At 72.5% G+C, this 18,089-nt stretch carries 17 protein-coding genes; 4 read left to right on the top strand and 13 right to left on the bottom strand.

The annotated features are described in order from the left end of the window. Nucleotides 1–2: 2 nt before the first annotated feature. On the bottom strand, nt 3–1,529 hold the full coding sequence (locus IE237_RS07390) for a PucR family transcriptional regulator (protein ID WP_189800991.1): 1,527 nt from the start codon (nt 1,527–1,529) through the stop codon (nt 3–5). A gap of 269 nt (nt 1,530–1,798) precedes the next feature. Here IE237_RS07390 and IE237_RS07395 point away from each other — a divergent pair, with 269 nt between their 5' ends. The 3 genes from IE237_RS07395 (at nt 1,799) to IE237_RS07405 (ending at nt 5,154) form a co-directional block, all read left to right on the top strand. Next, entirely contained in the window at nt 1,799–2,188 is a 390-nt protein-coding gene (locus IE237_RS07395) for a TOBE domain-containing protein (RefSeq protein ID WP_189800992.1), read from the top strand. Between the two features lie 93 nt (nt 2,189–2,281). Continuing rightward, nucleotides 2,282–3,097: a molybdate ABC transporter substrate-binding protein gene (modA, locus tag IE237_RS07400; protein WP_189800993.1), complete on the top strand. Its 816-nt coding sequence runs from the start codon at nt 2,282–2,284 to the stop codon at nt 3,095–3,097. A 92-nt stretch (nt 3,098–3,189) separates the two neighbouring features. Continuing rightward, nucleotides 3,190–5,154 carry an ABC transporter permease gene (locus tag IE237_RS07405; RefSeq protein ID WP_189800994.1) on the top strand — a complete coding sequence of 655 codons (1,965 nt, stop codon included), beginning with the start codon at nt 3,190–3,192 and terminating at the stop codon, nt 5,152–5,154. A gap of 101 nt (nt 5,155–5,255) precedes the next feature. Here the strand turns inward: IE237_RS07405 and IE237_RS07410 are convergent, their stop codons facing one another. Together IE237_RS07410 and IE237_RS07415 are read right to left on the bottom strand one after the other, a co-directional pair. Continuing rightward, a complete protein-coding gene (locus tag IE237_RS07410) occupies nt 5,256–6,401 on the bottom strand; it encodes a molybdopterin molybdotransferase MoeA (RefSeq protein ID WP_189800995.1) in 1,146 nt (381 codons plus the stop codon). Nucleotides 6,402–6,644: 243 nt separating this feature from the next. Next, nucleotides 6,645–7,064, bottom strand: a complete 420-nt coding sequence (locus tag IE237_RS07415) for a TOBE domain-containing protein (RefSeq protein WP_189800996.1) — start codon at nt 7,062–7,064, stop codon at nt 6,645–6,647. Between the two features lie 740 nt (nt 7,065–7,804). Between IE237_RS07415 and IE237_RS07420 the strand changes: the two genes are divergently transcribed. Next, nucleotides 7,805–8,524, top strand: a complete 720-nt coding sequence (locus IE237_RS07420) for a methyltransferase domain-containing protein (protein WP_229842411.1) — start codon at nt 7,805–7,807, stop codon at nt 8,522–8,524. Between the two features lie 7 nt (nt 8,525–8,531). On the opposite strand, the gene IE237_RS07425 is transcribed toward IE237_RS07420, so the two are convergent. Genes IE237_RS07425 through IE237_RS07470 form a run of 10 tightly spaced genes read right to left on the bottom strand, consistent with a single transcriptional unit; the run spans nt 8,532 to nt 18,089 of the window. Beyond that, nucleotides 8,532–9,332 (bottom strand): hypothetical protein, encoded by an 801-nt coding sequence (locus IE237_RS07425; RefSeq protein WP_189800998.1) that lies wholly within the window; start codon nt 9,330–9,332, stop codon nt 8,532–8,534. Nucleotides 9,333–9,382: 50 nt separating this feature from the next. Further along, nucleotides 9,383–9,925 carry an Rv1363c family protein gene (locus IE237_RS07430; RefSeq protein WP_189800999.1) on the bottom strand — a complete coding sequence of 181 codons (543 nt, stop codon included), beginning with the start codon at nt 9,923–9,925 and terminating at the stop codon, nt 9,383–9,385. A 26-nt stretch (nt 9,926–9,951) separates the two neighbouring features. Next, nucleotides 9,952–10,680 carry a hypothetical protein gene (locus tag IE237_RS07435; protein WP_189801000.1) on the bottom strand — a complete coding sequence of 243 codons (729 nt, stop codon included), beginning with the start codon at nt 10,678–10,680 and terminating at the stop codon, nt 9,952–9,954. Next, nucleotides 10,677–11,201, bottom strand: coding sequence for a hypothetical protein (locus IE237_RS07440; RefSeq protein WP_189801001.1), 525 nt, complete (start codon nt 11,199–11,201; stop codon nt 10,677–10,679). Before IE237_RS07440 ends, IE237_RS07435 begins: the two co-directional genes overlap by 4 nt. Beyond that, on the bottom strand, nt 11,198–12,472 hold the full coding sequence (locus IE237_RS07445) for an MCE family protein (RefSeq protein ID WP_189801002.1): 1,275 nt from the start codon (nt 12,470–12,472) through the stop codon (nt 11,198–11,200). Before IE237_RS07445 ends, IE237_RS07440 begins: the two co-directional genes overlap by 4 nt. Continuing rightward, the gene (locus IE237_RS07450; RefSeq protein ID WP_189801003.1) at nt 12,469–13,686 is read right to left on the bottom strand and encodes an MCE family protein; all 1,218 of its coding nucleotides are present in this window, start codon (nt 13,684–13,686) and stop codon (nt 12,469–12,471) included. Before IE237_RS07450 ends, IE237_RS07445 begins: the two co-directional genes overlap by 4 nt. Further along, nucleotides 13,683–14,741 (bottom strand): MCE family protein, encoded by a 1,059-nt coding sequence (locus tag IE237_RS07455; RefSeq protein ID WP_189801004.1) that lies wholly within the window; start codon nt 14,739–14,741, stop codon nt 13,683–13,685. The genes IE237_RS07450 and IE237_RS07455 overlap by 4 nt, the downstream gene beginning before the upstream one ends. Then, complete coding sequence (locus IE237_RS07460) at nt 14,738–15,787, bottom strand: MCE family protein (protein ID WP_189801005.1); 1,050 nt, start codon at nt 15,785–15,787, stop codon at nt 14,738–14,740. Before IE237_RS07460 ends, IE237_RS07455 begins: the two co-directional genes overlap by 4 nt. Continuing rightward, nucleotides 15,784–16,839, bottom strand: a complete 1,056-nt coding sequence (locus IE237_RS07465; RefSeq protein WP_189801006.1) for an MCE family protein — start codon at nt 16,837–16,839, stop codon at nt 15,784–15,786. Before IE237_RS07465 ends, IE237_RS07460 begins: the two co-directional genes overlap by 4 nt. After that, entirely contained in the window at nt 16,836–18,089 is a 1,254-nt protein-coding gene (locus IE237_RS07470; protein ID WP_189801007.1) for an MCE family protein, read from the bottom strand. The genes IE237_RS07465 and IE237_RS07470 overlap by 4 nt, the downstream gene beginning before the upstream one ends.

Here is an 18,089-nt window from a genome sequence, read left to right on the forward strand (position 1 = left end):
TCTCAGCGGCAGAGCAGGGCCGCCCTCAGGTCGAGTTTGTGGTCCAGGCGGGAGAGGTCCCGGCCGGTCAGGGCCTGGATGCGGTCGATGCGGTAGTGGACGGTGTTCACGTGCAGGTGCAGGGCCTCCGCGGTCCTGGCCCAGGAGCAGTTGTGCGCCAGGAAGACCTCCAGGGTCTCCAGGAGGGTCGCGTTCGAGCTCCGGCCGGCGCGCAGGAGCGGGCCGAGGACGGTGTCCAGGTACACCGCCCGCACGTCGGCGGGGATGCCGGCGAGGAGCGTCCTGAGGTCGGCGAGGTCTCCCAGGCGTGCCACCCCCGCCGCCGGTGCCGTCGAGCGGGCGCCGGCGAGGGCGTAGCGGGCCTGGGCGAGGGCGCCCCTGAGGTCGGCGGGCCTGCGGACGGGGTCGCTGACGCCGGCGTGCAGGGCGGCGCCGGGGCGGCAGGCGTGGAGCAGCGGCCACACCTCGCGGAGCCGTGCCGCCACCTGCCCGCCCGGGTCCGGCTCGTGCGCGAGCACCGCGACGGCTTCCCCCTCCGCGCGGCCGGCGGCGGCGAACGCGACCGCCCTCTGGTGGCGCAGCGCCTCGGTGAGGGCCGCGGCGGCGTCGCCCCGGTCCTCCGAGTTTCCCGAGGACGCGACGACCACGGTGTACGCCGGGGCGTCGGCGAGGCCGCACGAACGGAGCGCCTCCTCCAGCGCGTTCACCTCCCCGTACGCCGCGCTCACCCGGGTCACGAGCTCCTCGTGAGCCTCTCTGCGGGGTGCGGTCCGCCGGTCCTGGCGGCGGCGGTGACGGCCGACCAGCTCGCCGATCTCGTGCAGGATCCGGGGCGGCACGTGGTCGTCCTCCGGCAGGTGCAGGTACCAGGTGTCGAAGACGCTGTCGTCGGCCTCGATCCGCACGCTCGTGCCGTGCCGGCCGCGCAGCGCCTCCACGGCGCGCCGCGCCGGGAGTTCCGGCGCCGTCGCGGTCCGGGCGACCGTCCGCCCGCTGCCGGTGAGCAGGTGGCAGGCGGGCGTGCCGAGGTGGGCGAAGGCGAGGTCGAGCAGTTCGGCCGCCGCCGCGCCGCGTTCCAGGGCTCGGTCGAGGTCGACGCGGACGTTCTCCGGCAGCGCGTAGTGGTCCGTGGGGCGACGGCTGAGCTCGCCCCACTGCCGCAGGTAGACGGCCTCGGTGATCGCCCGGAAGCTGGTGTGCGCCGGGACGGCGAGCAGGGCGATCCGGTGGCTGCGGCAGGCGTCCGCGAGCTCGGCGGGCACCTCGCCGTGGGTCTCCTCCCCGGCGAGCAGGGCCACCGCGCCGGCCTCGCGCAGGGCGGAGACGAACCGTTCGGTCTTGGCCGGATCGCCGTCGCGCGCCCACCAGACGAGGCCGCTGAGCACGATCTCACCCGCCTGGAGAAACCTCGCCGGGTCCTCGAGATCGGTCGCCGTCACGCCGCCGATCTCCTGGCCCAGCAGCGCCTCGTCTCCCCAGACGAGGGAGAGGTCGAGACGGTCGAGGCGTAGAAGGTGATCGACCTGCATGGGGAACTCCTTGTGTGCTCACGGACGAGGTCCGCCCTTCACATTCACCAGGCGAATGCGAGACGCATCATCGTAGATGCCAAGCCAGGGCGACGAAATACCTCTCGGATGTTCCCCCAGGAACGGACGCTCGGGGATGGAGGATCTTCACGAGCCTCGGCGGTCTCCCCGCTTCCCCTCGTACTTTCCTCCGAGCGCCCTCTCATTCGCGATGGAGGGTCGTACGGGCTTGTTGCAGATGAGAGGCAGAGCGCCCTACGGTGTGGCACATGCAGTCCTACACGATCGGGCAGGCCGCACGGTTGCTGGGCGTGAGCCCCGACACCGCGCGGCGCTGGGCGGACGCCGGCCGGGTCGCGACCCACCGCGACGAGAGCGGCCGGCGCGTCATCGACGGCAAGTCGCTCGCCGCGTTCTCCATGGAGATCGCCCAGAGCGGCGACGACGACGCGTCCTACACCTCGGCGCGCAACGCCTTCCCGGGCATCGTGACCGGGATCAGGCTCGGTGACATCGCGGCCCAGGTCACCATCCAGGCCGGACCGCACCGCCTGGTCTCCCTCCTCACCCGTGAGGCCGTGGAGGAGCTGGGACTGGAAGTCGGCATGCAGGCCACCGCCCGCGTGAAATCGACCAGCGTGCACATCGACCGCACCTGACCACCCCTCACGCAGTACCGCAGGAACTTCGGCCGTCGGCGCGGCCGGCCTCCCACCGCACTTTCCGTTCGTCCCCAAGGAGATCAGACCCTCATGTCCCTCACCCTCACGCCCGCCAGACGCCGTACGGCCGCCGCCGTCCTCACCGCGGCCCTGCTCGTCCCGCTCGCGGCCTGTTCGAGCGACGACACCAAGAACGACACCAACGGTTCGACGGCCTCCGGCTCCGCGAGCGCCGCCCCCCAGGCGAACCTCACGGTCCTCGCCGCGGCCTCCCTCACCGACGTCTTCAAGACGGCCGGCGCCGCCTACGAGAAGTCCCACCCGGGCACGAAGGTCACCTTCTCCTTCGCCGGCTCGCAGGAGCTCGTCGCCCAGGTCGCGCAGGGCTCCCCCGCCGACGTCCTGGTCACCGCCGACACCAAGAGCATGGACAAGGTGAAGGCCGACACCGGCACCCCGGCGATCATCGCGAAGAACCGCCTCGTCATCGCGACCGGCAAGGGCAACCCCTTCAAGGTCGACGAGCTCAAGGACCTCGCGGACACCAAGCTCAAGGTCGTCCTCGCCGCGCCCGAGGTGCCGGCCGGCAAGTACAGCAAGAAGGTCCTCGACGCCCAGAAGATCACCGTGAAGCCGGTCTCCCAGGAGCCGAACGTCCGCGCGGTGCTCAGCAAGGTCGAGCTCGGCGAGGCCGACGCCGGACTCGTCTACAAGACCGACGCCGAGAGCGCCAAGGACAAGGTCGCGGCCGTCGAGATCCCCGACGCGCAGAACGCGATCGCGCAGTACCCGGCCGCCACGCTGAAGGACTCGAAGAACGCCGAGGCCGCCGCCGCGTTCGTCGCCTGGCTGTCCTCGCCGGAGGGCCAGAAGATCCTCCAGGACGCGGGCTTCCAGAAGCCGTAACGTCCAGGGTCGTTCGGATCGCGAGGGGCTGTCCGTCTCGGGGGAACGGACAGCCCCTCGTCCTCATGTCTCCATCTCTGCGGGGTCGCTCGATGAAAGAAACAGGCACGCGTAGGACGGGTGCCCGTCCGCCGCTGACACTGATCGTGCCCGCGTTGCTGGCCGTGGCGTTCCTGACGATGCCCCTGATCGGGATCCTCGTACGGACCGAATGGGGCGAGCTCGCCGGGCATCTGAGCTCACCGGGCACCGTCCAGGCTCTGAAGCTCTCCCTGCTCGTCTCCTTCTGGGCGCTCGGGCTCTCGCTGCTGCTCGGGGTGCCCCTGGCGTGGCTGCTCGCCCGCGTGCGGTTCCCCGGCAAGGCGCTCGTGCGCTCGCTCGTGCTGCTGCCCATGGTCCTGCCGCCCACCGTCGGCGGTGTCGCGCTGCTCCTCGCCTTCGGCCGGCGCGGTCTCCTCGGGCCGTGGCTGGAGTCGACGTTCGGGATCACCCTCCCGTTCCACACCTCGGGTGCCGTCCTCGCGGCCACGTTCGTCGCCATGCCGTTCCTGGTCATCAGCCTGGAGGGCGCGCTCGGCGGACTGCGGCCGCGGTACGAGGAGACGGCCGCCTCGCTCGGCGCCTCGCCGGTGCGGGTGTTCTTCACCGTCACGCTGCCGATGGTGGCCCCAGGCGTCGTCGCCGGAGCCGCCCTCACCTGGGCGCGGGCGCTGGGCGAGTTCGGCGCGACCATCACCTTCGCCGGCAATCTCCCCGGCACCACCCAGACCCTTCCCCTCCAGGTCTACCTGCTGCTCCAGGACGAACCCGAGGCGGCCACCTCCGTCTCCCTGCTCCTGCTCGCCATCGCCATGGGTGTGCTCATCGCCCTGCGCGGACGCTGGACCGGCACCCCCGTCGAGCGGAGGTCCCGGCCCGCCCCCGAACCCGCCGCCGGCACAGCGGCCGAGCCGGCCTTCGCGGAGCCGTCGTCCGACTCCCCCTCCCCCTCTCCGTCCCCCGAGACGGACGTGGCCGGGGGGCGCTGGTCCCTGCATGCCGAGGTCACCGGCTTCACCCGCCTCACCCTCGACGCCGAACCGGGCACCACCATCGCCGTCGTCGGCCCCAACGGCGCCGGGAAGACCACACTGCTCCGGGCCCTCCTGGGCCTCACCCCCCGGGCGCACGCGGACCTCACCCTCGGCGGCACCGACGTCACCGGCCTGCCGCCGCACCGGCGGCGCGTCGCGTGGGTGCCGCAGGACGGCGCCCTCTTCCCGCACCTGTCGGCGCTCGCCAACACGGCGTACGGCCTGAGGGCGCAGGGTGTCGCCCGCGCGGCGGCGCGGCGCGAGGCGCAGCGCTGGCTCGACCTGCTCGGCGTCGGCCACCTCGCCCATCGTCGGCCCGGCCAGTTGTCCGGCGGTCAGGCCCAGCGGGTCGCGCTCGCCCGGGCGCTCGCCGCCCGCCCGCGGCTCCTCGTCCTCGACGAGCCACTCGCGGCCCTCGACCAGACCACCCGCGGCCATGTACGCCACACGCTGCGCACCCACCTCACGCGGTTCGGCGGTGTCTGCCTCATCGTGACGCACGACCCCGTCGAGGCCGTCTCGCTCGCCGACCGCGTCCTCGTCCTCGACGAGGGCCGTGCGCTCCAGGACGACAGCCCCGCCGAGGTGACGCGCCACCCGCGCTCCCCCTGGGTGGCGCGCATGCTCGGCCGCAACGCCTGGCCCGGCACCGCCACTCCGGACGGCCTCGCGCTGGAGGACGGCGGCACCCTGGTCGCGGCGGATCCGCCGCCGGCCGGCACCCCGGCGCTCGCGATCGTGGCGCCCGAGGCGGTGTCCGTCCACCGCGAGAAGCCCGCAGGCAGCCCCCGTAACGTCTGGCCCGGAACCGTACGCGAGATCACCGCGAGCGGCAGCCGGCTGCGGGTCCTGGTCACCTCCGACGCCGCCCCCGACCTCGTCGCCGAGATCACCCCGCAGGCCGCCGCCGAACTCGGCCTCGCCGACGGGGTGTCCGTCTGGACCAGCGTCAAGGCGACCGAGGCGACGGTCGTCACCCTCTGACCGTCCCGGCACGGGCGATCAGACGGTGCGGCCCGACAGCCGCGACCGCGCGCTCGGGGGAGCGCCGGCAGCGGCGCCGGCTCCGGTCCCGACGCCCGTACTCACGCTCCCGGAAGGAGGAGCGGTGCAGGGTCGCCGTCGGCCCAGTCCGGAGGGAGCGCGGCGAGCGCGTCACCCACGGCCGCCCCGCGCAGGAACGCGGCGCGATGACCGGCGACGATGCCGCACTCGCCGCCGGACCACGCGACGGGCACCAGCCGGGTGTGCCCCGGCATCGCCTTCGCCCGCCCGCGCACGGGCATCAGGGGAAGACGGGCGAGCGGACGTCCCGACAGGCCCGCCATCAGCGGACCCAGGAGGGTCCGGGCCGCGACGAGGGCCGCGTACGGATTCCCGGGGAGCCCCACCACCCAGCGCGCGGTGGGCAGTTCCGCGAGGAGCATGGGGTGACCCGGCCGGCAGGCGACGGTGTCGACCTCCCTGCGGGCGGCGCTGTCGGCGAGCAGCCGGCGCAGCTGGTCGGTGCGGCCGACCGAGGTCGATCCGGTGACGACGACGATGTCGGCGTTCCCGATACGCCGGAACTCCCCGGCCAGCCGGTCGGGGGCGTCCGGCACGTGACGCAACGCGACCGTCTCGCCTCCGAGTTCGGCGACCAGAGCGGGGAGAAGCGGCCCGAGGGCGTCCCGTACGCGCCCCGGGGCGGGGGTTCCGGCCCGGTCCAGTTCGTCTCCCGTGACGAGCACGGCGACGCGTGGTCGCGGCCGTACGGCGACGGTGTCGTGTGCGCCGGTGGCGGCCAGCCCGATGAGCGCCGGTCCGATCCGGGTCCCCGTGGGGGCCAGGCAGTCACCCGCCTCCGCGTCCTCTCCCGTCCGCCGGATGTGCCGGCCGGGCGAGGGCACCGGTCCGGTCACCCGGTCGTCCGTGCGCGCGGCCCGCTCCAGCGGGAGCACCCCGGAGGCGCCGGGCGGGACGCGTGCGCCGGTGGAGATCTCGACGCAGTCGCCCGGCCGGAGCGCACCCGGCCACGCCCGGCCCGCGCGGGCGGTCCCCCGGAGGCGCCACGGCCCCGGGCCGGCCACGGCGAAGCCGTCCATGGCCGCCGTGTCGAAGGCGGGAAGCGGGTGGCGGGTGCGCAGGTCCTCGGCGAGGGTGAGGCCGACGGCGTCCGCCGGCGCGACCTGTCGCACGGCCATGGCCCGGGCGGCGCTGTGGGCCCGTACGCGGGCTTCCTCCCAGGTCACGGGCCGGTGAGGCGGCGATGCGGTGGATGCGCACAGGGGTGTGGCCATGGCTGTGTGGGGCGCGGGAGGCATTGCCTCACTGTCGGGTGGCGGTGTTTCGGGTCGTCTCCGGCCGGATGTCCGGAGCACGGCGGTCGGTTCACACGCGGTGCGGGCCGCCTGTGAGCCCGCGCGGGGCGCGTGGATACACGCGAGGGCCGCGTCGCCCGAGCGGGCCGCGACCCTCGTGTGCGGAACGTCCGGTCAGGCGGCGGCCAGGGAGATCTCGGTCGACTTGATCAGGGCGACGACGGAGGTGCCCGCGGCCAGGCCCAGGTCCTCGACGGCGTCCTTGGTGATCGCGGCGGTCAACTCCCCGCCCGCGACGGAGACCTTGACCGAGCCCATGGCGCCACCGGTCGACACCTCGGTGACGGAGCCGGCGAGCTGGTTGCGGATGGAGATGCCCTGGACGGGGCCGGTCGCGAGGGCGACCTCGGTGGACTTCACCAGGGCCTTGACCGCGGAACCCTCCGCCAGGCCCAGGTCCTTGACGGCGTCGGCGGTGATGGCTGCGGTGATGTCCTGACCGCCGTCCAGGCGCACCTTCACGGACGCCATGGCCTCGCCCGTGGTGACGGCGGTGACGGTACCGGGGAGCTGGTTGCGAATGGACAGAGTCATGGAACACGCCTCACATAGCCGAAAAAGAGCAGTCGTCACTTCTGTGACCCGCACTACGGCCGACGCTACCGGAGGCGGAAATTCCTTTCCGGACGCGCGTCGCACCCACCAGCCGAATGGGCGCATTGCCCTGGCGGATTCCAGGAGCGTCTCCCGCGCCGCCCTCCTCCCTCGGCTCTCGGACTGCGCCTCCGACCGAGGGCGGAGTCACCTAGGTGATCCGCGGGAGCGAGACACCGTCGCAGCCTCAGCTCGCAGATGTGCCCCTCGGAGGGCCCTTGCCCTCTTGGATGATCCACTGTGAACGCCCCGCCCATAGGCATCCCCTTTCTGTGTCTGCGTCCAATGGCCCCCTGCGGCCGGAGACTGCTTGACTGACCGCACCGGCCGACGCGGAGGAGTGGCTCTCGCCGCGGCGGGACAGCCGGACAGGAGGGCCCTGCGCACCGCTCGCGGTGTTCGGTGCGCAGGGGCCCCCACGCGCGCGCGGCCGCTACACCCGCACGGGCTTCGCTCGCGCACGACCGGGCCGATTCCCTGTCCGCACCTCCAAATCGGCGCATCACATATGCCACTCGATCTGGCTGATCCACCAAGTATTCATGAGGTTATTGCGGAACTCGGCACCGCAAATGCAGGATGAAGACGTGCCCGCCGACGCGGCGGCGCCGAGCGAGGGCGGCTCCGCGGGGGCCTCCGATCGCCACCGCTGTTCCTGCTCACGAGGCGAGGTAAGGCAAGTGACGACCCGTACGCACGACGGCAGCGCCGGTGACGTCGACCACGGCGCGACCAGCACCGGCGACGCCTTCTTCCGCCGGCCCGACGAGCGCATCGCCCGCTTCATCGCCGGGTCCCTCGGTGAAGCGCGGTCGGTCCTCCACGTGGGTGCGGGCGCCGGTTCGTACGAGAACGTCGTCGGTGCGGTGACCGCCGTCGGACCGTCCGAGGATCTTCCCTTCGCCGACGGCGCGTTCGACGCGGCGATGACCCTGTTCAGCGTGCACCAGTGGAGCGACGTCACCGCCGGCCTGCGGGAGATGCGCCGTGTGACGCGCGGCCCGGTGACCGTCCTGACCTGCGACCCCGCGCTCGTGCGGGACTTCTGGCTGTACGCGTACGCCCCGGAGGTCCTCGACACGGAAGCCCGCCGGTTCCCGCCCGTCGCCGAGATCGCCGCCGCCCTGGGCGGCACGGCGACGGTCGCGGCCGTACCGATCCCGCTCGACTGCACCGACGGCTTCAACGAGGCGTACTACGGCCGCCCCGAGCTGCTGCTCGTTCCCGCCGCCCGCCAGGCCTGCTCCGCCTGGAGCTTCGTCGACGACCGGACCCGGGAGCGTTTCGACCGGACACTCCGCCACGACCTGGTCTCCGGCGCCTGGGACGCCCGATTCGGTCATCTGCGCGCCCAGGCGACCTACCGGGGCTCCCTCGTCGTCGTCCGCGCCGTGCCCTGAGGGGGGATCAGCGGCCGAAGGTGTCGATGTTCTCGACGAGCCAGCGGCCGTCGCGGCGCACGACGTCCAGGGCGAACATGGCTCCCGCGTAGACGCCCTGATCCTGCGTCTTCGGCTTCTGCTTCCCCCCGCCGGCCTTGCCGTTCCCGGCCGTGCTCACGCTGCTCTGGTCGGCGTACACCAGGACCCTGGCGCGGTCGCCGTCGATCCGCTCGACCGCGCTGTCGGTGACGGTCGTGGTGATCACCGTCTTCTGCCGTGCGGCCTGGGACAGCACCCCGGAGAACAGCGTCCGGTGCTGCTCCACGGCCCTGCCGGTGAGGAGGGTCTTTCCGGCGCGTTCGAAGGGGCCGGTGTCGGCGTGGTCGTACGAGAAGAGTGCGGCGACGGCCGCCGCGGTCTGTCCCTTGATCTCGCTGGTGCGGGCGAGGTCGGTCAGGGCCGTGTTGCCGCGCGCGGGGTCGTCCCTCAGTTCTCCCGCCCTGCTGTGCGCCCACCCCGCGAATCCGCCGAGGAGAAGGGTCAGCAGGCAGAGGATCACCAGGGGTGCGAGGTGACGGCGCCCCGCCCTGTCCGTCTCCGGACGAGCGGGGGCCACGGTCTCCTCCGCGCGTGCGCCGCCCGCGGTGTCCTCCTTCGCCGCTCCCCTTGCCTCTCGTACGGGCTTCGCCGCCGTTCGCCGCCCTGGCGCCGAGTCGGGCTCGGACAGGAGACCGACGGGCGAGTGGGTCCTCGGCGCGGGGGCCGGCTGGTCGGCGAGGGCCTGGCGGCGGCGCTGGCGGTTGAGGTGGTGGCGGGGCGTCGGCATCGTGCGTGTCCTTTCGGGTGCTGGCGGCTCTCGTGGGCGGGACGGTCCGGTCAACCGGTCGCCGTGCCGCCCACGGGGGCCTGCCCCAGAGCGCTGAGCTTCCACTGGCCGTCGGTGCGCGTGAGTTCGCCCAGCATCCGGCTGTCCTTCTCCGTGCTCTTGCTGTCGGGCGTCGTGACGGTGATGCGCAGCGCGACGAGCAGGCGGGCCCGCCCCGCCCGGTCGTCGAGTTCGGTGACCGCGCCGGACAGCACCCGGGCCGTGGTCACCGTCTTCGCCGTCTTCACCTGACTTGTGAACTCCGTGCGTCCGTCGACCAGTTGCTCGTGCAGCTCGCCCGTCGTCGAGGTCTCCCAGAGGTCGAGCCCCTGGTCCACGCGCCGGTGGTCGAGCGTGTTCAGGTTCTGCACGGCCTGCTCCCCCGCCGCGAGGGCCCGGTCGCGCTGCGCCGCGTACGCCGCGGAGTCGTCGTGGGCCGCGGCGTACCAGCTCCGGCCTTCCCAGGCCGCGAATCCCCCCGCGACCAGAGTGAGCACGAGGGCCACGGCCAGGGCCGGCCGGTTGCCCGCCGAGGCGCGGACCTGGCGTGTCATGGGGTTCTCCCGTCTCCCGCTCATCGTCAGCGGGCCTTGATGTCGACGATCAGCCACCGGTCGCCCTGGTACTTCGCGGTGACGGTGAGCTGTGCCGCGGCCGTCGAGGCGGCCGCCTTGTCCCGCCGTGAGGTCTGGTCGAGGAACACGAGGAGCCGCGCGCTGTCCCCGTCGAGTTCGATGACGCCGGTACGGACGGCCTGGGTGGACAGGGTGATGCGCTGCTCGACCAGGTTCGCGCGGACCTGGGCGAGCAGGTCGCTGTACTGGCGGGCCGCGCGCCCCGACAGGACGGTGCGGGCGGACCGTTCGGCGGCGTCGGTCTCGGCCGGCGTGTACGAGAAGACCCGGGCCAGGCCTTCGGCGACATCACCGCTGACGCGGGTGGTGCTCCCGGTGTCGGTGAGGGCCTGGTTGCGCGCCGACGGGGTCGAACGGAGCTGGTGGGCGGTGTGGAAGAACCAGCCCCCGCCGAGGAGGAGGACGATGAGGACGACGGCGAGGGCGCTCTTGCGCCACGCGGGGGTGAAGCGGCGGGTGCTGACCGCGGGGCCGGTCCCGTCTCGGTCCGCGGAGCCGGTCCCGTCTCCGTCCTCGCCAGACCCGTCTGCGGCTTCGTCCTTGTTCGCGGCCGCCTTGTCGTCCTTCTCCGTGGCCTGGGGCGCTTCCGGCTGCCGGTCGTCCCCGACCGCGTCCGGCGCCTCCTCGTCGGTCCCGGCGTCCGCGCCGGTCGTCTTCCGCAGCAGTCGCGTCACTCGTCCCCGCCCTCCTCGCCCTTTTCCGCTCCTGCCACGGGCACCGCGCTCAGTGCCGCGACCCGCCACGTGTTCTCGCCGGTGCGCGTCAGGACGGCCTCCAGGCGTTTGCGGTCGGTGGTGGCGGTGGCGGCTCCGCGCGGGGTGACGTCGACGCGAACCGTCGCGATGAGCTTCGCCGTACCGGCTCGCACGTCGAGCGCGGTGAGCGCCGCCTCGGTGACCGTGGCGCGTGCCGAGGCGCCCACCGTGGCTTCGGTGCGGCCGAGTTCGGTGCGGAGCGGTCCGGTGGAGGCGTCGCGCCAGGCCCGGATGCCCGCAGCGGCGCGTTCGCGGGTCGAGGCGTCGAGCGTGTTCAGGACGGTGATGCGGTTCCGGCCCTCGGCGAGCGCGGTGTCGCGTTCCCGGCCGAAGGCGAGCTCCTCGTCGGTGCGGGCCTGGGCGTAGGTCCAGGCTCCGGTCCCGCAGAAGCCGAGGGCGACGACGAGGGCGGCGACGCCCAGGGCCTGGGCGCGCTTCATCGGCTGCCCCCGGTGTTCACAAGGAGGAGACCGGCCATGTCCGTCGGGCCGCCCGCCTCGCCGGGCAGGGCGAGCGCACCGGGCAGGCTCTGCTGCGTGCCGGTCGTGGTGCGCGTGCTGCCGGAGGGGAGGGAGCCGGGTCGGGCCGGGGTGGGCACGGCGCGGGTCCCGGGGGCGTGGGCCGAGCCGCGCACGTTGACCCCGGTGGAGGCCGGGGAGGTGCAGGAGGCGCCGGAGTTGAGGGCGGGCGCGGTCCCCAGGTCCAGTCCGTTGCGGTAGCGCGTACCGCCGTATCCGGAGGTGCAGGGCAGCGGCTTGAAGAAGGTGACGGCCATGCCGAAGTTCACGTGTCCTCCGTCGACGGTGGTGGCTCCCGCCGAGACGGCCGCCGGGAACTTCACGAGGAGTTCCTCCGTGCCGCGCTGGCGGGTGACGGCGATCTCCGAGGTGGTGAGGAGGTTGGCGAGGACGACGCCGAGGCTCGGGTCGAGGTCGCGCAGCAGGCCGCTGACCTGGCCGGTCGCGTCGGGCGTGACGGCCAGGAGGCGCCGCAGGTCGGCGTCGGAGCCCTTGAGGGTGGCGGCGAGGTCGCGGGCGCCGGTGGCGAAGTCGCGGATGGCGCGGCTCTCGTCGGCCTGGGTGCGCAGGACGACCTCGCCGTCGTCGATGAGCCGTGTGGTGGCCGGCAGGGACCGGTCGGCGGCCTGGACGAATCGGCTGCCGTTGTCGAGGAGGACCTGGAGGTCGTCGCCGTGTCCTTCGAAGGCCTTGCCGAGTTCGTCGACGACCGTGCGCAGGGAGTCGAGGGGTACGGAGCGGGTGAGGTCGTTCATGCTCGCGAGCACGTCGGTGACGGGGGCCGGCACGTCGGTGTCGGTCTGTTCGATGCGGGCGCCGTCGGCGAGGAAGGGGCCGCCGTCGCTCTCGGGGCGGAGGTCGATGTACTGCTCGCCGACGGCGGAGAGTCCGGCGACGACGGCGCGCGCGTCGGCGGGGATCCGTGGCGCGGACTTCTTGATGCGCAGTTCGGCCACGACGCCGTCGGCGGTGAGGTCGATGGCTCCGACGCGGCCGACGGAGACGCCCCGGTAGGTGACGTCGGAGTGGGTGAACAGGCCTCCCGTGCGGGCGAGGTGGACGCGGACGGTGTAGTGGTCGGCGACTCCGGCGTAGCGGCCGAGGTCGGCGTAGCGGACGCCGACGAAGCCGAGGACGAGTACGGCGATGACGAGGAACGCGAGGTTCTTGAGCCGTACGGTGCGGGTGATCACCGCTTCTCGCCTCCGTCCTTGGGTGTGGTGGCGGGTGCCGGTGGGGTGCCCGTCGAGACGGGGGGCAGCGGGAGTGCCGAGGGGGCGCCGTTCGCTCCCGCTCGTCCGCGGGCGGTGGAGCCCGGAGACGACGGGGAGGGGCTCGGGGTGGGGTCCGCCTTGGGGATCAGGGGCGGGATCACCTGGGTGCCCGGGGCGGCGGCGAGGTGCAGATAGGTGTTGAGGTAGTCGCCCTTGATGCCGCGCATCACCTCGTCGGTGAAGGGATACGTGAGGAGCACCTGGAGCGATTCGGGGAGGTCGGCACCGGCGTCCGCGAGGGCCGTCAAGGTCGGCGCGAGGGCCTTGAGGTCGGCGATCATGTCCTTCTTGCTCGCGTCGATGGTGCTGACGGCGACTCCGGAGAGGGTGTCCAGGGCGCGCAGCATCGTCAGCAGGGAGCCTCGCTGGTTCTCCAGCGTCTTGAGGCCGGGTGAGAGTCCGGTGAGGACGGTGTCGACGTCCTTCTTGCGGCCGGCGAGGGTGGCGGAGAGGCGGTTGACGCCGTCGAGGGCGCGGGTGATGTCGCCGCGGTGCGCGTCGAGGTTCGTCACCAGGGTGTTCACGCGGTTCAGCATCGAGCGGACCTCCGGCTCGCGTCCGCCGAGGGCGGCGTTGAGTTCCCGGGTGATGGTCTTGAGCTGGTTGACTCCGCCGCCGTTGAGCAGCAGGGACAGTGCGCCGAACACCTCCTCGACCTCTGTGTTGCGGCCGGTGCGTGCGAGCGGGATGACGCTGCCGTCGGTGAGGTGTCCGCCGCTGTTCTTCTGCGGGGCGACGAGCTGGATGTACTTCTCGCCGAGGAGGCTCGACTGTTCCAGGCGTGCCCCGGCGTCGGCGGGGAGCCGGACGTCGCCGTTGATCTTCAGGGTGACGCGGGCGGACCAGGTGCCGGTCCCCAGTTCGATGGCGGTCACGCGGCCGACGGCGACGTCGTTGACCTTGACCGCGGACTGCGGCACGAGGCTCAGTACGTCGTCGAGCTCGGCGGTGACCGTGTAGGGGTGGGAGCCGAGGTCGGCGCCGCCGGGCAGCGGGAGGTCCTCGATGCCGTCGAAGCGGACGGGGTGGGCGGGGATCGCGCCGAGGACGACGGCGAGTCCGAGGCCGAGCGCGACGGCTCCGGCGGCTCCGGCCCCGACGGCCTTGCGGGAGGGCAGGGTGTCTCGTCTCACCGCTCCCCCTCTCCGGTGCGCGTCGAGGGGCTGCCCGTCCCCGGGGTTCCGGTGCCGGAGGAGGCGCCGGTCACGGGCAGCGGGAGGAGGGGTCCGCCCATGCTGATCTCGTTGAGGTTGGCGCGGCCGTCGAGGGTGCGGGTGTCCTTGTTGTAGGCGTTGACGACGTTGCTCGCGGCGAGCGGGGCGACGTCGAGTGCCTCCGCGAGGGAGGCCCGCTGGTCGACGAGGGTCTGGGTGAGGGGGACGAGCCGGTCGATGTTCTTCTTCAGCTCGCCGCGGTTGTCCTTGATGAACGTCTTGACCTGGGCGAGGGCCTTGCCGAGTTCCTTGAGGGCGCCGGCGAGGTCGTCCTTGTTCTCGGCGAAGTAGCCGACGACCTCGTCCAGGCGTTCCTGCGCGGTGCGGACGTCGCCGTCCTTCTTCTTGAGCATGGTGGTGAAGGTCTGGAGCTGGCTGAGGGTGGTGAACAGGTTCTCGCTGCTGCCGTCGAGGGTCTTGGCGGCCTTGCCGAACTGTTCGATGGAGGTGCCGATGGCCGTGCCGTTGCCCTTGAGGTTCTTCGCTCCGGTGTCCAGGAGTTCGGAGAGGGCTCCGGTGGAGTTGGCGCCGTCGGGGCCGAGGGCGTCGCTCAGTTCGGTGATCGAGTCGTAGAGCTGGTCGATCTCGACGGGGGTGCGGTTGCGGGCGGCGGGCAGCTGGGCGCCGTCCGAGAGGGCGGGGCCGGTGCTGTAGGCGGGGGTGAGCTGGACGTACCGGTCGGCGACGATGCTCGGGGCGACGACGAGGGCGCGTGCGTCGGCGGGGACGCGTACTCCTCCGTCGAGCCGGAGTTCGACGCGGACCCGGGTGCCCTGCGGCTCCACGGATTCCACCTCTCCCACCCGGACGCCGAGGACGCGCAGGTCGGATCCGGCGTAGATGCCGACGGCCCGGTCGAAGTAGGCGGTGACGCGGATGCCGTCGTCGTCGAGGACGCGGACGGCGACGAGGCCGCAGGCGGCGAGCACCGCGAGGGCGAGGCCGGCGACGAGGGGCTTTCTGGGCTTGGTCATCGTTCACCGCTCCCCTTGGCCGTCGCCGTCTGTTTCGGCGGCAGGCATCCGGTCCTGGGCTGCGAGGTCTCGGGCAGATAGGTGCGGGGCACCACACCGCACAGGTAGCTGTCGAACCAGCGGCCGCTGCCGAGGGTGTTGCCGACGAGCCGGTAGTACGGGCCGATGAGCGCGAGCGTCTTGTCGAGCTGGCCGCTGTTCTTCTCCAGGACGCCGGTGACGCGGCTGAGGGCCTTGAGGGTGGGGCCGAGCTGCTTGTTGTTGTCGCCGACGAGGCCGCTGAGCTCGGTGCCCAGGTCGCGGCTTCCCTTGAGCAGGGCGCGGATGGCATCGCGGCGCTTCTTGAGCTCGCCGAGCAGCGATCCGCCGTCCTCGATGAGGATCTCGAAGCTGGACTTCTTGTCGTCCAGGGTCTTGGTGAACTTCTTGCTGTTCTCCAGGAGCCGGGCGAGCTGGGTGTCGCGCTTGGAGACGGACTTCGACAGTTCGGAGAGGCCGGTGGCGGCGTTGCGTACGTGCGGCGGCGAGTTCTTGAAGGTGTCGGAGATGGTCCGGAAGCTCTCCTCCAGCTTCTCGGTGTCGATGGCGTCGACGGTGCCGCTGAGGTCCTGGAAGGCCTGAGTCACGTCGTACGGGGACGTGGTGCGGGACCGGGGGATGCGGGTGCCGGGGTCCTGCGGGGCGGAGCCCAGCGGGTCGAGCGCCAGGTACTTCTCGCCCAGGAGGGTCTTGATGGCGATGGCGGCGGTCGACCGGTCGCCGATCCAGGCGTCGCCGATCTCGAACGTCACCTTGACCTTGGGTCCGTCGAGGGCGACCTCGGTGACCTTGCCGACCTTGACGCCGGCGATGCGGACCTCGTCGCCGGCGTCGAGTCCGGCGGCCTCGGTGAAGTCGGCGCTGTAGGCGGTGTCGCCGCCGACGAGGGGGAGCCGTTCCACGTTGTACGCGAGGACGGCCAGGAGGGCGAGGACCAGGAGTCCGACGAGGGCCACGGCGACGGGGTTGCGTTCCTTGACCGGCTTGAGCCGGCCGCGCGGGCTCATCCGCGGCACCTCGTCTCGGTCACGGCGATGCCGGTCGGAGGCTTGGAGCCGTCGGAGGTTCCCACGCCGCTCACGCGCGCCTCGCAGAGGTAGAGGTTGAACCACGATCCGTACGAGGACAGCCGGGCGAGGGCCGACATCTTGCCGGGGGTGCGGGCGAGGAAGGCCTCGATGTCCGGGGTGTGGTCGCCGAGGGTGCCCGAGAGCCGGCCGAGTTCGCGGATGTCCTTCTTGAGGGGGGCACGCCCCTCCTGGAGGAGTCCGGCGGTCGTCGTGGTGAGGTCGCCGATGGCCTTGACCGCCTCGCCGAGGGGCTTGCGGTCGGTGTTGAAGCCGGTGACGAGCTTCTGGAGGGTGACGACGAGGTCCCCGAAGGCGGCCTCGCGGGTGTTGAGGGTGGTCAGGACGGTGTTGAGGTGGGTGACGACCTCGCCGATGACCTTGTCCTTGGCCGCCACCGTCCTGGTGAGGGAGCCGATGTGCCGGAGGAGGCTGTCGACGGTGCCGCTCTCGCCCTGGAGGACCTGCACGAGCGAGCCGGCGAGATCGTTGACGTCCGCGGGTGAGAGGCCCTCGAAGAGTGGCTTGAATCCGTTGAACAGCAGGGTCAGGTCGAGCGCGGGGGTGGTGCGGTCGAGGGGGATGGTGTCCCCGGCGTCCAGGGTGCCGGTGAGGTCGCCGGTTCCCCGGCCGAGGGAGACGTATCGCTGCCCGACCATGTTGAGGTACTTCACGGCGGCGGTCGCCGACCGGGGCAGGGAGCGGTCCTCGCGGACCGAGAAGGTGACCTGGGCGGTGCGCCGTTCGACGACGCGGACGTCGGTCACCTCGCCCACCTTCACTCCGGCGATGCGCACGGAGTCGCCCTTGACGAGCCCGGTGACGTCGGTGAACAGCGCCTTGTACGAGCGGGTGGCGGAGCCGACACCGGTGTTGGCGATGCTGAAGCCGAGGACGGTGGTGGCCAGCGCCGTGACCAGGACGAACGCGAGGGACTTCAGGACGGTCCCGGTCAGACCGCGGCGTCGCGTGTGGGTGGGCCTCGTCGTCATCGGAGCGTCACCTCCGCTCCGCGGAAGGCGGGGCCGGCGAGGAGGCTGCTCCAGTCCGGCAGGTCGCCGGGCCGCTTCTTCGCCGCGGGTGCGAGCAGTTCGTTGACGAGGTCGTTCTCCTGCGGGGAGTTGGCGGGTCCGAGGTTCTGGTCGGCGGCGGCGGACGCCCGTGCGGCGGGTGCGGCCGGAACGCCGAGGTAGGGCACGGGGTAGCAGTGCGGGCCGCCGCCGGAGCCGTACGAGGGTGTGTCACGGCCGGGGACGTAGGCACCGCGGGAGGGGACGGTGGTCACCTCGACGTGCAGTCCCGGCTGGTCGGTTCCCTTGCCGAGTGCCTTGTCCATCGCGGGTACGAACTGGGCGAGGGTGCGCAGGGTGCAGGGGAAGGACGGGGAGTACTCGGCGAGGAGTCGCAGGGTGGGCCTGCTGGTGGCGCTGAGCCGGATGATGTTGTTCTTGTTCTGCCGCAGGAAGGCGGTCAGGTCCTGCGCCGTCCGGGTGGTGGCGCCGAGGGTGCCGGCGAGTTCGTCCTCCTTCGCGGCGAGGGTGCCGCTGGTGGTGGTGAAGTCGGTGAGCGCGGTGACGATGTCCGGGGCGGCGTCCGCGTAGAGGTGGCTGACCTTCACGAGTTCTTTCAGATCGCGGGTGAGGGCGGGCAGGTGGGGGTTGAACTCGCGCAGATGGGCGTCGAGTTCGGCGAGGGTCTCGCCGAGCTTGTCGCCGCGCCCCTCCAGGGCCCGGGAGACGGCGGACAGCGTCGCCGACAGTTTCTGCGGCTGGACCGCGGTGAGCAGGGGCAGGACGTTGTCGAGGACCTGCTGGAGTTCGACGGCGTTGCTGGAGCGGTCCTCGGGGATGACGTCTCCGGGGCCGAGCGGCCGCGTGGAGGCGTTCGCCGGCGGCACGAGGGCCACGAACCGCTCGCCGAAGAGCGTCGTGGGCAGCATCTGCGCGCGGACGTCGGCGGGGACGTGGCGCAGGGTTCCGGGCCGCATGGCGAGGGTGAGCCGGGCTCCGCCTTCGGTGGCGTCGATGGCGCGGACCTCGCCGATGACGACGCCGCGCAGCTTCACCTCGGCGCCGAGGTGCATCTCGTTGCCGACGCTGCCGGTCTCGACGACGATCGGGTCGGTGTCGGTGAAGCGTTTGTCGTAGACGGCGACCGCGAGCGAGGCGAGCAGGACGGGCACCAGCAGGAAGACGACGCCGGCGAACCGGCGGCGGAGGGTCTCGGCACGTGAGTCGCTCAT

Origin of the sequence: Streptomyces tanashiensis (assembly GCF_014648895.1) — a bacterium.
GTDB classification, from domain to species: domain Bacteria; phylum Actinomycetota; class Actinomycetes; order Streptomycetales; family Streptomycetaceae; genus Streptomyces; species Streptomyces tanashiensis.